Source organism: Mycobacterium sp. MFM001, assembly GCF_003402475.1.
Taxonomy (GTDB): Bacteria; Actinomycetota; Actinomycetes; order Mycobacteriales; family Mycobacteriaceae; genus Mycobacterium.
The window spans coordinates 45186-57956 of sequence record NZ_BFAB01000018.1; the positions used below are offsets into that span (position 1 = coordinate 45186).

16 protein-coding genes and 4 tRNA genes are annotated in these 12771 nt (G+C 66.0%); 8 read left to right on the top strand and 12 right to left on the bottom strand.

Annotated elements, in window-relative coordinates:
- The first annotated feature begins 7 nt into the window (after positions 1–7).
- The gene (gene pstB / locus MFM001_RS22180) at positions 8–784 is read left to right on the top strand and encodes a phosphate ABC transporter ATP-binding protein PstB (protein WP_116377413.1); all 777 of its coding nucleotides are present in this window, start codon (positions 8–10) and stop codon (positions 782–784) included.
- On the opposite strand, the gene phoU is transcribed toward pstB, so the two are convergent.
- From phoU to MFM001_RS22205, 5 genes are all read right to left on the bottom strand, one after another.
- Positions 781–1449, bottom strand: coding sequence for a phosphate signaling complex protein PhoU (gene phoU, locus MFM001_RS22185; RefSeq protein WP_116377414.1), 669 nt, complete (start codon positions 1447–1449; stop codon positions 781–783). The two genes, pstB and phoU, sit on opposite strands and share 4 nt — an antisense overlap.
- 74 nt (positions 1450–1523) lie before the next feature.
- Positions 1524–3641, bottom strand: coding sequence for an LCP family protein (locus tag MFM001_RS22190; RefSeq protein ID WP_116377415.1), 2118 nt, complete (start codon positions 3639–3641; stop codon positions 1524–1526).
- A gap of 184 nt (positions 3642–3825) precedes the next feature.
- A complete protein-coding gene (gene dusB / locus MFM001_RS22195; RefSeq protein WP_116377416.1) occupies positions 3826–4959 on the bottom strand; it encodes a tRNA dihydrouridine synthase DusB in 1134 nt (377 codons plus the stop codon).
- A gap of 6 nt (positions 4960–4965) precedes the next feature.
- A complete protein-coding gene (locus MFM001_RS22200; protein WP_116377417.1) occupies positions 4966–5988 on the bottom strand; it encodes an acyl-ACP desaturase in 1023 nt (340 codons plus the stop codon).
- 101 nt (positions 5989–6089) lie between these two features.
- A complete protein-coding gene (locus MFM001_RS22205) occupies positions 6090–6671 on the bottom strand; it encodes a TetR/AcrR family transcriptional regulator (protein WP_116377418.1) in 582 nt (193 codons plus the stop codon).
- A gap of 70 nt (positions 6672–6741) precedes the next feature.
- On the opposite strand from MFM001_RS22205, the gene MFM001_RS22210 reads away from it, so the two are divergent.
- On the top strand, positions 6742–7740 hold the full coding sequence (locus MFM001_RS22210; protein WP_116377419.1) for an oxygenase MpaB family protein: 999 nt from the start codon (positions 6742–6744) through the stop codon (positions 7738–7740).
- 6 nt (positions 7741–7746) lie between these two features.
- On the opposite strand, the gene MFM001_RS22215 is transcribed toward MFM001_RS22210, so the two are convergent.
- From MFM001_RS22215 to MFM001_RS22225, 3 genes are read right to left on the bottom strand one after another with little or no spacing between them, the layout of a single operon-like run.
- Positions 7747–7950, bottom strand: a complete 204-nt coding sequence (locus MFM001_RS22215) for a zinc transporter Slc39a7 (protein WP_116377420.1) — start codon at positions 7948–7950, stop codon at positions 7747–7749.
- Between the two features lie 4 nt (positions 7951–7954).
- Positions 7955–8344: a metalloregulator ArsR/SmtB family transcription factor gene (locus MFM001_RS22220; RefSeq protein ID WP_116377421.1), complete on the bottom strand. Its 390-nt coding sequence runs from the start codon at positions 8342–8344 to the stop codon at positions 7955–7957.
- Positions 8345–8384: 40 nt separating this feature from the next.
- Positions 8385–8882, bottom strand: coding sequence for a nucleoside deaminase (locus MFM001_RS22225; protein WP_116377422.1), 498 nt, complete (start codon positions 8880–8882; stop codon positions 8385–8387).
- Positions 8883–8951: 69 nt separating this feature from the next.
- Between MFM001_RS22225 and MFM001_RS22230 the strand changes: the two genes are divergently transcribed.
- Positions 8952–9848, top strand: coding sequence for an SAM-dependent methyltransferase (locus MFM001_RS22230; protein WP_116377423.1), 897 nt, complete (start codon positions 8952–8954; stop codon positions 9846–9848).
- Here the strand turns inward: MFM001_RS22230 and MFM001_RS22235 are convergent.
- The 4 genes from MFM001_RS22235 to MFM001_RS22250 form a co-directional block, all read right to left on the bottom strand.
- Positions 9845–10927, bottom strand: coding sequence for a F420-dependent hydroxymycolic acid dehydrogenase (locus tag MFM001_RS22235; protein WP_116377424.1), 1083 nt, complete (start codon positions 10925–10927; stop codon positions 9845–9847). The genes MFM001_RS22230 and MFM001_RS22235 overlap by 4 nt on opposite strands.
- A 20-nt stretch (positions 10928–10947) precedes the next feature.
- Positions 10948–11133, bottom strand: a complete 186-nt coding sequence (locus MFM001_RS22240) for a hypothetical protein (protein ID WP_116377425.1) — start codon at positions 11131–11133, stop codon at positions 10948–10950.
- Between the two features lie 22 nt (positions 11134–11155).
- Positions 11156–11368, bottom strand: coding sequence for an excalibur calcium-binding domain-containing protein (locus MFM001_RS22245; RefSeq protein ID WP_116377426.1), 213 nt, complete (start codon positions 11366–11368; stop codon positions 11156–11158).
- 166 nt (positions 11369–11534) lie between these two features.
- Positions 11535–11607 (bottom strand) — tRNA-Lys (locus MFM001_RS22250).
- 123 nt (positions 11608–11730) lie between these two features.
- Between MFM001_RS22250 and MFM001_RS22255 the strand changes: the two genes are divergently transcribed.
- The 5 genes from MFM001_RS22255 to MFM001_RS22275 all read left to right on the top strand — a co-directional run bounded on the left by MFM001_RS22255 (position 11731) and on the right by MFM001_RS22275 (position 12767).
- A tRNA-Glu gene (locus MFM001_RS22255) sits at positions 11731–11803 on the top strand.
- A gap of 32 nt (positions 11804–11835) precedes the next feature.
- Positions 11836–11912 (top strand) — tRNA-Asp (locus MFM001_RS22260).
- A 25-nt stretch (positions 11913–11937) separates the two neighbouring features.
- A tRNA-Phe gene (locus MFM001_RS22265) sits at positions 11938–12014 on the top strand.
- Positions 12015–12156: 142 nt separating this feature from the next.
- Positions 12157–12387, top strand: coding sequence for a type II toxin-antitoxin system Phd/YefM family antitoxin (locus tag MFM001_RS22270; protein ID WP_116377427.1), 231 nt, complete (start codon positions 12157–12159; stop codon positions 12385–12387).
- Positions 12388–12395: 8 nt separating this feature from the next.
- On the top strand, positions 12396–12767 hold the full coding sequence (locus MFM001_RS22275; protein ID WP_238159337.1) for a type II toxin-antitoxin system VapC family toxin: 372 nt from the start codon (positions 12396–12398) through the stop codon (positions 12765–12767).
- The last annotated feature ends 4 nt before the right edge of the window (positions 12768–12771 follow it).

Sequence of the window (12771 nt, forward strand, 5' to 3'; positions counted from 1 at the left end):
AGAAGCGGTGGCTAAGCGGTTAGACCTCAAAGACCTCAACATCTATTACGGGTCGTTTCATGCGGTCGCCGATGTATCGCTGTCGGTGCTGCCGCGCAGTGTGACCGCGTTCATCGGCCCGTCCGGCTGCGGCAAGACGACGGTGCTGCGCACGCTCAACCGCATGCACGAAGTCATCCCCGGCGCCCGCGTGGAGGGCACGGTGCTGCTCGACGACGACGACATCTACGGCCCCGGTATCGACCCGGTTGGTGTGCGCAGGGCGATCGGGATGGTGTTCCAGCGGCCAAATCCCTTCCCCACCATGTCAATTCGCGACAACGTGGTGGCCGGGCTGAAGCTGCAGGGCGTGCGCAACCGCAAGGTGCTCGACGACACCGCCGAATACTCGTTGCGCGGCGCGAACTTATGGGACGAGGTCAAAGACCGGCTTGACCGGCCAGGCGGCGGGCTGTCCGGCGGACAGCAGCAGCGGCTGTGCATCGCCCGGGCCATCGCCGTGCAGCCCGACGTGCTGCTGATGGACGAGCCGTGCTCGGCGCTGGACCCGATTTCGACGATGGCGATCGAGGAGCTGATCGCCGAGCTGAAGCAGGATTACACCATCGTTATCGTCACGCACAACATGCAGCAGGCCGCGCGGGTCAGCAACCAGACCGCGTTCTTCAACCTCGAGGCCGTCGGGAAACCCGGCCGGCTGGTGGAGATTGACGACACCGAGAAGATCTTCTCCAACCCCACCCAAAAAGCCACCGAAGACTACATTTCCGGCCGCTTCGGCTAGCCCGTGGACGGCACCGTGTCGTCTTCGGGGAACCGGCCGGTCGCCTGGAAAATGACGCGGCGCGCCACCTCGACGGCGTGGTCTGCGAAGCGCTCGTAGAACCGGCCCAGCAATGTCACGTCGACCGCAGCTGCCACCCCGTGTTTCCACTCGCGGTCCATCAGCACGGTGAACAGGTGCCGGTGCAGGTCGTCCATCGCGTCGTCTTCTTCACGGATGCGGGCCGCCTTCTCCGGGTCGCGTGACAACAGCACCTCCTGCGCACTGTTGCCCAATTCGACTGCGACCCTGCCCATTTCGGCGAAGTACCCGTTGACCTCTTCGGGCAGCGCATGCTGGGGGTGGCGCCGTCGGGCGATCTTGGCGACGTGCAGAGCCAGCGCACCCATCCGATCGATGTCGGCGACCATCTGGATCGCGCTGACAATCGCGCGCAGGTCACCGGCGACCGGTGCCTGCAAGGCCAACAGCACGAAAGCGCTTTCCTCCGCGCGGGCGCTCAGCGTCGCGATTTTCTCGTGATCGGAAATAACCTGTTCGGCCAGCACCAGGTCGGCCTGCAGCAGCGCCTGCGTCGCGCGTTCCATCGCGGCCCCGGCGAGCCCACACATTTCGCCGAGCCGCTCGGAGAGCCCGGAAAGCTGTTCCTGGTAGGCGGTCCGCATGGTGTCAAGACTACGTTCTCGGCCGGGAAAAGCCAGGAAGGACGACCTGAAATGACGGTGAATGCCAATTACGGCTATTCGCAGGTGGTGTCGGCCGCGTTGGTAACCGTCAAGTCCTCGGGAAGCTTGGTCGGTGTGTTGTTGGCACTGCGGTCGATTTGCAAGCTGACCGACGAGCCACTCGGCGGCGGCGCCGAGACAGCGCGGAAGTCCGGGCCCAGCACAACCTGCACCGCCTGCTCAATTCCGGTGACCCGCTCCACCTTTGAGCTGCCGAACGACGCCGCCACCGTCGCGGCGGCCTGCTCGTTGCCCGGCGAGAAGAACACCGTCGTCGATTTCAGCGAGCTGGGGTAGTCGTCGGGTTCCTTGACCTTGAAACCGTACTGCTGCAACTCAGCGGCGGCGGTCGCGGCCAGACCCGACTTGCCCGTCGAGTTGGACACCTGCACGGTGATCTCCTGCGGCGATGTCGTCACGGCCTGCACCTGCTCGGCGTGCGGCGCGGTGGACGGGCTGGGCTGCGCCGCTTGACTGGTGGTCGACTGGGTTGTCGGTGACGACGTCGCGTTCTTGTCGTTCTCACCGGGCAGCGGATCGTCGTTGATGATCGCGTCGAAGAGCGCCCGCACGTCGGCGGTGCGCGGCGGCTCGTTGCCGTTCTCGTCGGTTTCGCCGGTCGGCACGGTCACGAAGGTGATGTGGCCGGCCGAGACACCCTGGACCGACTGGCCGAGGTCGACAAGGTCCTTGGTCTTGACGTTGTCGACGTAACTGTCACTGATGAACATGTTGACGACGTTGTTGAGCTTGCTCATCGAGAAGAACGTGTCGCGGGAGATCAGCGAACGCAGCAGCGACGACAAGAACAACTGCTGGCGTTTGATGCGCCCGTAGTCGCCGTTGTTCTCGGTGGTGACGTTGCGGGCCCGCACATAATTCAACGCCGTCGTCCCGTCGATGACTTGGCGACCGGCGTGGGCGAGCACCGTGCCCAGTTCGGCGTCCTTCAGCGGGGTGGTCGTGCAGACTTCGACGCCGCCGAGCGCGTCGACCATCTTGGCGAAGCCGGCGAAGTCGATGGCCATGAAACGGTTGATCGACAGGCCGGACAGCTTCTGGATGACCTTCACCAGACACTTCGGTCCGCCGAACGCATAAGCGGAGTTCAGTTTGGTCTCGGTATAGACGTATCGGTCGCCGTACTTTCCGGTTTCCTCGTCGTAGAGCGGGCCGTACGCAGCGGTGTCGGGGTTCCACGCCTCGCATTTCATCGGCGTGATCGCCAGATCGCGCGGAAACGACACCGCGACCACGCGTTTACGGTTCGCCGGGATGTTGACCAGCATGATGGTGTCGGAGCGGGCGCCGCCGGCGTCCTCAGTGTCGCCTGCCCCCATCTCGCCGTTGGCCCCGGCCCGGGAGTCGACACCGACGATCAAGAAGTTCTCGTCGCCGTACTGGCCGTTGGGGTCCATGATGTCGTGCGAATGAGGGTCGAGCGCGCTGACGTTGTTGAGTCGGTTGTTCTTCGACGCGCTCCACTGGTACGCCCCGCCGGTCAGGGCCAGCGACAGCACGGCGATCAATGCCGCCACCGAGCGGCCGGCCACCAGCAGCGGCCGGCGCTTGCGTTTCGGTGCGGGCTCCGGGATTTCCGCCGCGTCCGGGTCTCCGACGATCCGGGCCGGCGGCACCCGCCCCGACGCCGGCGGCAGCACCGTGGTTTCGTCGGCCGCGGCGAGACGCCGTGGGCGGGGCGCGATGTCCAAGTCGGGCAGCTCGGACGCGTACGCCGACGACATCGGCGCGGCGTAGGCGTCGAATCGGTACTCCGGCTCGTCCTGGGGCTCTGGCTCCGGCGGAAACTCGTCTGGCGGCTCGATTTCGGGTTCCGCGCGGTGGCGGCTGCGCCGGGCCGGGGGCGGACCGCCGACCTTGGCGATCAGATCGGCGACCGTGAGTCCGCCGTCGGTGTGGCAGCCGCCGGATGCCGTGTCTTCGCGGTTCCTGTGCCCAACCGGCGGTGCCGGCCGCCGGGGCGCGGCGACGGCGCCGCGAGTCGATGTTCCGAAACGTTCCCACGGCGCGGCGGGTAGCGATCGCAGAGGACTTCCGGTAATCCCGATGTCGTCACCCTCGACGGCTGCGGGGTGCGGGCGGCCCGGAGTGGCGTTGTTGCCGTCACTCATGTCCTACCGGCCTCCGAAACTCTGATGAGGTGCTCGACGTGTTCGTGCGCATACATCAGGGCAGTGCTGGCGGTGGCAGCACCACGAATTCGCGCTCCCCCCGGGGGTCCACCGGAGCGCGTTGCAACAAGTTCCACATCGTAGCCAGACATCGGCCGAAACGCGATGTCGAGATGGCTTCGATTCAGCCACCGGAGTGCATGATGTCGGCCCCGGCCGGGACGGTGCAGTCGTCGCGGTCGGTGAGCCAGCCGTCGGGCAGTGCGACGCGCGCCGGGGATCCCTGCCGGCCGCGCGGTCCGGTGGCCGCCTCCGGGAAGGGGACCGCGGCGTCGAGCTGGTCCAGCAGGCGGTCAAGCTCGTCGAGCGTCTTGACCAGCGCCAGCGCCCGTCGCAGCTCCGACCCGGCGGGGAAGCCGTGCAGATACCAGCCGATGTGCTTGCGGATGTCACGCATGCCCTTGTCTTCACCGAAGTGCGCGGCCAGCAGCGCCCCGTGCCGGCGGATGATGTCGGCGACCTGGCCCAGCGTCGGCGGCGTGGGCGGCGGGCTGCCGGTGAAGGCGGCCGAGAGCTCGGCGAACAGCCACGGCCGGCCCAGGCACCCGCGGCCGATGACGACGCCGTCGCAGCCGGTGCTGGCCATCATGGTCAGGGCGTCGCTGGCGTCGAAGATGTCGCCGTTGCCCAGCACCGGGATCGTCCGCACCTGGGCTTTGAGCGCCGCGATCTGCTCCCAGTCCGCCGCACCGGAGTAGCGCTGCGCCGCCGTGCGGGCATGCAGAGCCACCGCGGCGGCACCCTCGGATTCGGCGATGCGGCCGGCGTCGAGGTGGGTGTGGTGGTCGTCGTCGATGCCGACCCGGAACTTGACCGTCACCGGGATGCCGGTGCCCTCAGTGGCGCGCACGGCAGCCGCGACAATCTGGCCGAACAGCCGCCGCTTGTAGGGCAACGCCGCCCCGCCGCCGCGACGGGTCACCTTGGGCACCGGGCAGCCGAAGTTCATGTCGACGTGATCGGCCAGGTCCTCGTCGGCGATCATCTTCACCGCCGCGTAGGTGGTGGCCGGGTCGACGGTGTAGAGCTGCAGCGATCGCGGCGACTCGTCGGGGGAGAACGTCGTCATGTGCATGGTGGCCGGATGCCGCTCGACGAGCGCGCGTGCGGTCACCATCTCGCAGACGTAAAGGCCGCTGACCGTCCCGACCAGTGCCTGCTCGAGCTCCCGGCACAGCGTCCGGAACGCAACGTTTGTGACACCCGCCATCGGTGCTAACACCACCGGGCTGGCGAGCGTAATGGGCCCGATGCGCAACGCCGGCTACCGCCGGCTCATGGTGAGTTTGCCTGCGGTTTTGTGCAGCTCCTGGGCGGTGGTGCGCTTGCCTGTGCGTTCTTCTCGCTCCAGTTGGCGCCGCTTGGACACCTCGAACTTGTCGCAGGCTTGCTCGAGCTCCTTGATCAGCACCGCCAGGTCGTCGCGCATCGCGGCGGCTTCACCGGTGAAGTCCTCGCGCTCGAAGATGCGCCACTTCTTCAGGACCGGCATGACGACGTCCTCGAGATGGATGCGCGGGTCGTAGACGCCGCCGACGGCGATGACGACGGCCTTGCGGCGGAACTCCGGCACCTGAAAGCCGGGCATCTGGAAGTTGCGCAGCACCCGGTGCAGCGACTTCATCGCCTGGTTGGGCGCGATCTCGAATCCGGCCTCGCTGACGTCGCGGTAGAAGATCATGTGCAGGTTCTCGTCGGCCGAGACCTTGGCCAGCAGCTGGTCGGCGATTGCGTCGTTGCAGGCCCTACCGGTGTTGCGGTGCGAAATCCGGGTCGCGAGCTCCTGGAAGGTGACGTAAATGATCGAGTCGAACAGGCTCTCGGCGAACAGGTCTTCCCGAACCTGGTGGTTCTGGCCCGGGCTGAAACCCCGGTTGACCACCTCGATGCGCAGCAGCTCCAGCTCGACCGGGTCGACGGCCCGGGTCACCACCAGGTAGTCGCGCAGCGCCATCCCGTGCCGGTTTTCCTCGGCGGTCCAGCGGTTGACCCACTGGCCCCAGGCGCCGTCCATGCCGAAGTTCATCGCGATCTCGCGGTGGTAGCTCGGAAGGTTGTCCTCGGTGACCAGGTTCTGCACCATCGCCACCTGGGCGACGTCGGAAAGCTTCGACTGCCCGGGCTCCCAGTCCTGCCCGCCCAGCGCGTAGTAGTTCTTCCCGTCCGACCACGGGATGTAGTCGTGCGGGTTCCAGTTCTTGTGCATCGACAGATGCCGGTTGAGGTTCTTCTCGACGACGGGTTCGAGTTCGTGCAACAGGTGCAGGTCGGTCAGGTCAGCCGACATGGGCCCCTCCAGTTATCTGTATCTGTTGGTTGCAGTCAATATATCTGTGTACGTCGGTAGCATCAAGTTTCGCGATGTCAGCGTGCCGCCTGCTCGCGCGGCTAGACCGTGGCGCGGCTGAGCAGCATGTCGACGCAGTAGTCGATGAACTGCTTGCGGGTGGCCGCCAGCCGCCCGTCCAGGTATGCGGTGAACAGCGCGGTCAGGCCCCCGATCAGGCTGGTGGCGACCATGTTCTGCATGACCGGGTCGCCGATCCGGGTGAGCTTGCGCTGCAGCAGGTCGATGAAGTTGGGCATCCATTCCGCGCCGGAGCGGGTCAGCACCGGCTCCACCTCGGGTGCCAGCAGCAGCACGCGTCCCCGCACCGGGTCGTCGACCATCAACGCGACGAACTGCTCGACGGCTTCGCGCGGAGTGGCCGCCGATGTCAGCGTCGACATCGCCCGCGTGCAGACGTCGTCGTAGACCGCGCGCACGAATTCGTCTCGGTCGCTGAAGCTTTCGTAGAAGTAGCGTTCGGTCAGCCCGGCTTCGCGGCACACCGCCCGGACGGTGACCGCCGGACCCCCTTCGCCACCGAGCAATTGCACTCCGGCGGCGACGAGTTTGTCCCGGCGCAGAGCCTGGCGATCCTCGAGGGGAACACCGGACCAGCGCCCCCGTCGTTGACCGGACGACACATCGCTCCTAAGGTTTAGGTTGACAACGCATGTAGTCAGTGTGGCTGAGACCGGACAGGAAACATCATCAGTGACTCAAGATACTTTCCAGGCGCGCCCGCTGACCAGCGAAGTGGCCTCGGGCTGCCCGGTGTCGCCAGCCGGATACGACGCGCCGCCCACGCCGCTCGGACCTGATTCGCTCACCTGGAAATACTTCGGCGACTGGCGCGGGATGCTGCAGGGCCCGTGGGCGGGGTCGATGCAGAACATGCATCCGCAACTCGGCGCGGCGGTCGAGGATCACTCGACGTTTTTCCGGGAACGCTGGCCGCGGCTGCTGCGCTCGTTGTACCCGATCGGCGGCGTGGTGTTCGACGGCGATCGTGCACCGATTACCGGCGCCGAGGTGCGCGACTACCACGTCGACATCAAGGGCGTCGACGCTCAGGGCCGGCGCTACCACGCGCTCAATCCCGATGTCTTCTACTGGGCACACGCCACCTTCTTCGTCGGCACTTTGATTGTGGCCGAACGTTTTTGCGGCGGCATCACCGAGGCGCAGAAGCGGCAGCTCTTCGACGAGCACGTCGAGTGGTACCGGATGTATGGCATGAGCATGCGGCCGGTACCGGAATCCTGGGAGGACTTCCAGGTCTACTGGGACCACATGTGCCGCGAGGTTCTGGAGAACAACTATGCCGCCCGCGAGGTGCTCAATCTGACTGAGTTACCGAAACCGCCGTTCGCGCAACGGCTCCCGGATTGGCTGTGGGCCGCACAGCGAAAACTGATGGCACGGTTCTTCGTCTGGTTCACCGTGGGTCTCTACGACCCGCCGGTGCGCGAGCTGATGGGCTACACCTGGTCGTCTCGGGACGAGTGGCTGCACCGCCGATTTGGCGACGTCGTCCGGCTGGTCTTCGCCTTGGTGCCGCGGCGCTATCGCAAGCATCCGCGGGCCCGCGCCGGGTGGGACCGCGCCACCGGCCGCATCCCGGCCGACGCACCGCTGGTGCACACCCCTGCGCGCAACCTGCCGCCGGCCGACGAGCGGGACAACCCAAAGCACTACTGCCCCAACGTTTAACCCGCGTCAGTGGGCGTGGCTGTGCGCCTCCTCGAGCCCGGCCTGGTGCACGTGCTGATGAGTGTGTTCGGTGCCGTCGTCGTGTGCGTGGGCGTGCTCGTGTTCGACATGCTCGTGCTCGTGCGTCGTGTGGTCGTGCGTGTGAGCGACGCCGCCGTGCTCGTGTTCGTGTGAGTGCGGCGCTTCGTGCGGGTGGTCGTGGTGCGACATATCCTTATCTCCTTTGTTTCGTTGACTTTTCGGCAACGACCTGCAGTCCGGCGTCGGCGCGGTGATGCGGCGGAACGCCCGGACCGGCATGCTCGGCATTGAAGACGGCGTCGGTGACCAGCTGGCACACGTGATCGTTTTCCAGGCTGTAGAAGATCGTGGTGCCTTCGCGACGGGTGCGGACCAACCGGGCCATCCGCAGCTTGGCGAGGTGCTGCGAGACCGACGGGGCCGGCTTGCCCACATGCTCGGCAAGCTCGTTGACCGACATCTCCCGATGGGCGAGCGACCAGAGCACCTGGACCCGCGTCGGGTCGGCCAGCATGCGGAACACCTCGGCCACCAGGCGGACCTGATCGTCCGGCAGCCGCATATCCCTATTACTTGCATGCATACGCAGATAGTAGCGCAGCGCGGGTCCGGGCTGTCAAGGGTCAGCCGACGGGGGCGTCGGGCACCCGTCGTTCTCCGCCGTTGCGTTCGTTCCAGAACCGGTACACGTCGACCGCGTCGTCGCGGGGTTCGTAGCGCATCGGCAGACGCCGCTGGTCGGCCGGCTTGGCGAACTCCCCGTAAAACGTTGCGAGCTCGAAGTACTTGCGGTCGTCGACGTAGTAGGGCTCGTACTGCTCGCGGTTGGTGAGGAACACGACCTGATCCGGTGAGCAGTAGTACAGCGCACCCAGGCACATCGGGCACGGGTGGGCCAGCACATAGATGGTGGTGCCGACGAGGTGCTCGGTGCCCAGCTTCGTGCAGGCCTGACGGATGGCAAGGATCTCCGCGTGCGCGGTCGGGTCGTGGCTCTGGGCGACCTTGTTGGCGCTCTCGGCGAGGACTTCGCCGTCCTTGACGATCACCGTCGCAAACGGGCGCCCGCCTTCGGCGACGTTCCGGCGGGCCAGGTCGATGGTCCGTTGGGCGAAGTCCATGACAGTCCCCATCCGCTACAGATAACTAGCTGATCTATATTATTGAGAACCTCGGATGGGAGTACCCGAATGCGCACCGACAGCGATACCTGGGATCTGGCGAGCAGCGTCGGCGCGACGGCGACGATGGTTGCCGCACAACGAGCGCTGGCTGCGGCGGCATCGCTGATCGACGACCCGTTTGCTGCCCCGCTGGTGCGCGCGGTCGGCTACGACGTCTACACCCGCCTGGTGGACGGGCAGATCCCGGTCACCGAGGACTCCGAATTCGACCCGGACCGGATGGCCCGGGGGATGGCGGTCCGGACCCGGTTCTACGACCGCTTCTTTGTCGAGGCGACGGAGGGCGGCATCCGTCAGGCGGTCATCGTGGCGGCGGGCCTCGACGCGCGGGCGTACCGGTTGCCGTGGCCGGCGGGAACCGTCGTCTACGAGGTCGATATGCCCGAGGTGATCGATTTCAAGACCGCGACGCTGGCCAAGCTGGGCGCCGAGCCGACCGCGGAGCGGCGGACCGTGGCCGTCGATCTGCGCGACGACTGGCCGGCGGCGCTGCGGGATGCCGGATTCGACACGGACGCCGCCGCGGCGTGGAGTGCCGAGGGCCTCGTTGTGTATCTGCCACCCGAGGCCCAGGACGCGCTGTTCGACAACATCACCGCGCTCAGTGCTGCCGGCAGTCGATTGGCATCCGAATTCGTGCCGGACACAACGATTTTCGCTGATGAGCGGTGGCGTGCGCATCATGAGCGGATGAGCGAGCTCGGCTTCGACATCGACTTCAACGAGCTCGTCTACCACTTCGAACGCAGCCACATCATCGAGTACCTGACCCGGCATGGCTGGCAGGTGTCGCACCGCACCGTCGCGCAGCTGCACGCCGACAACGGTTTTACCTATCCCGACGACGACGTCGCGGCGGCTTTTGCCGACGTCACCTATCTCAGCGCGGTGCTGGGCGGTTAGTGCAGCTGCGGTAGAACTTTCGTGCGGTAGAACTCGACCGCCGTTTTCGGGTCCTGCTGCGGGAAGTGCATGAACGGCGTCGCCCCGGCGTCGAGAACAGACTGGACGGCTTTGATGTGGACCGCGGGGTCGGTACCGGTGGTCCAGCCTTTGATCACCTTGTCGAGTGGGTTGGCTTCGGCTGCGCGCTGAATATCTACGGGGTTGGGTTGATCGACGGCGCCGCCGGTGAAGCGCCACAGCTCGGCGGCGCGATTGATCTCGCCCTGGTCGCCGACGACGGCGAACATCTCGGCCCGCTTGCCCAGCGTCGCTGGGTCGCGGCCGGAATCCTTGGCGCCCTGGATAAAAGCGTCGACCAGCTTCTGGTCTTTCATGCTGTCGGCCTGCGCGATCCAGCCGTCGCCGTATTGACCGGCCAGGTGTGCGCTTTTCGGACCGCCGGCGGCGACGAAGATCGGCGGAGGCTTTTGCGGCCGGTCGTAGATTTTGAGCTGGTTGGTCTGAAAGTATTTGCCCTGGAATGAGATTCGTTGACCCGTCCACAGTTGCCGGATGAGCTGGATGGACTCGATCAGCCGGTCGTGGCGCTCTTGGTAGCTGCCGAACTGGGTGGTGGCCGCCTGCTCGTTGAGGCGCTCGCCGGTGCCGACGCCGAGGAACACCCGGCCCGGGTAGAGCACTTCGAGCGAGGCGAAGGCGTGCGCGACGGTCGTCGGGTGGTAGCGGTAGATCGGGCAGGTGACGCCGGTGCCGAACGGGATGTGCTCGGTTCGCTGGCCGACCAACGCCAGCGTGATCCACGGGAACATCGCATGGCCCTCGTTGTCCTGCCACGGCTGGATGTGGTCGCTGGCCCACAGGTAGCGAAAGCCCGCCCGCTCGGCCGCCTGCGCCTGGTCGACCAGCTGGGCAGTTTGGAACTGCTCATGGGAGAGCACGAACCCCACGCCCGGGCCCGGCGGAGGCGGCGGGACGGTCGGCGTGGTTTCGGGCTTCGAGCTACACGCGGCGGCAAGGCCGGTGGCGCTCAGCCCGGCGGTGATCAGGCCGAAGGAGCGGCGTGATATTCCTCTCATCGCCTGGGGGTACCCAGGTTTTACCTACCTGTCGTTTGCGCACAATAGGTTTCGAGGTCCTTTTGGGTGTAGGCCGGTGTGGCAATGCCGCCGACGGCCCCCTGGTTCGCGGTGATGCAGTCCTTGTAGTCGTGGCTCTCCCAGGGCCGTTGCGCAATCACGATCGCGCCGACGATGACGATTCCCGCCACGATCGACCAAATCACGAGCCACCTGCGGGGCAGTGTGTTAATAGCTTTCACAGGCGACGCCGTCGTTGTCGCGATCCAGTGCAGGCCGATACGCCTGATCACCCCGGGGGATGTAATAGCGCCCATCGTTGTGGGCCTCAGTGCAGTTCTTGTAGGGCGGACCCGCGACCGCGGCCGGCGCGACGACCACACCGGCGCCCAGGGCGGCGGTACCGATTGCAATCGCACCCAGGAAAGCGGGGATTGTCATCGCTAAGCACCCTCCAGCAACGGAATGTTCCACTTTGGTGAAATAACGTCTACCACGGGAGCCTAGCTCATCGCTAATTTTGACGGCAGAGAACCTGGACACGCACGAGCCGACGGCGATCGCCGCCACGACGTCAAGGATCAGCCGAAACACCGCCAGACAAGAGTGCCCCCACTAGGACTCGAACCTAGGACCTGCGGATTAAAAGTCCGTAGCTCTACCAACTGAGCTATAGGGGCTGCGACGCACAGGATACTGCCTCCGTGGCGGGAGCTCGTTTGAGGATTCGGTCTGCCGTGGCCTAAGCTGGCTTGGCTCACAACGTCACCATGTTGCGGGTACCCCGGAGAGATTCGGTTCTGGCCCCCTTCGTCTAGCGGCCTAGGACGCCGCCCTTTCAAGGCGGTAGCGCGGGTTCGAATCCCGTAGGGGGTACGGCGACGCGGCGACGCGGAGCAGATGAACAAGGCCCTGTGGCGCAGTTGGTTAGCGCGCCGCCCTGTCACGGCGGAGGTCGCGGGTTCGAGTCCCGTCAGGGTCGCCATCGCGGCGAGGCACACGTGCCTTCCGGCCAGGTAGCTCAGTCGGTATGAGCGTCCGCCTGAAAAGCGGAAGGTCGCCGGTTCGATCCCGGCCCTGGCCACCAGGTGGTTTAGCGACGCCAGGGCAACGCCCGATTGATCCGCGGATATCGCCTGCAGGACAACAATTTTCGCAGCGGGATCATCCCACTACGCTGTGTGCCAGCTGGCCTAGTCCGACTAGACTAAGCCCGGTAGAGTTGGTTTATGCCCACCGTCAACATCCACGAGGCGAAGACGCATCTGTCGCAACTGCTCGCTCGCGTCGAAAACGGCGAGACGATCACCCTCGCCCGGGCCGGCAAGCCGGTCGCCGATCTTGTCCCACATGTGCGGGCCGACATCGCCTTCGGCGGGCTCGCCGGCCGACTCGACTACGACGCCGACCATTTCGATGACACCGACCGCGACCTCAATGCCCTGTTCGGCATTGAATGAGCGGCCTCTTGCTCGACACCCATGTCGTGTTGTGGCTGCTCGATGACAGCCCCAGGCTGGGCGCCCTGGCGAGAGGTCGAATCATTGCGAGTGCAGCGGTGTTCGTCTCCGCGGCGAGCACCTGGGAGCTGGCAATGAAGGCGGCGATCGGCAAGGTCACGCTGCCCGACGACTTTGACGACGCGATCAATCGATCCGGCCTGCGCGATCTGCCCGTCGCCCGCCGCCACAGTCTCGCGTCCGATCTCTTGGCACTGCCCCACAAGGATCCCTTCGACGCGGTTCTTGTCGCCCAGGCGACAGTCGAGCGGCTCACGTTGGTCACGGCCGACGCGAAGCTGCTGAAGGCAGTACCTGACGCGGTCGACGCCCGCCGCTGACCCG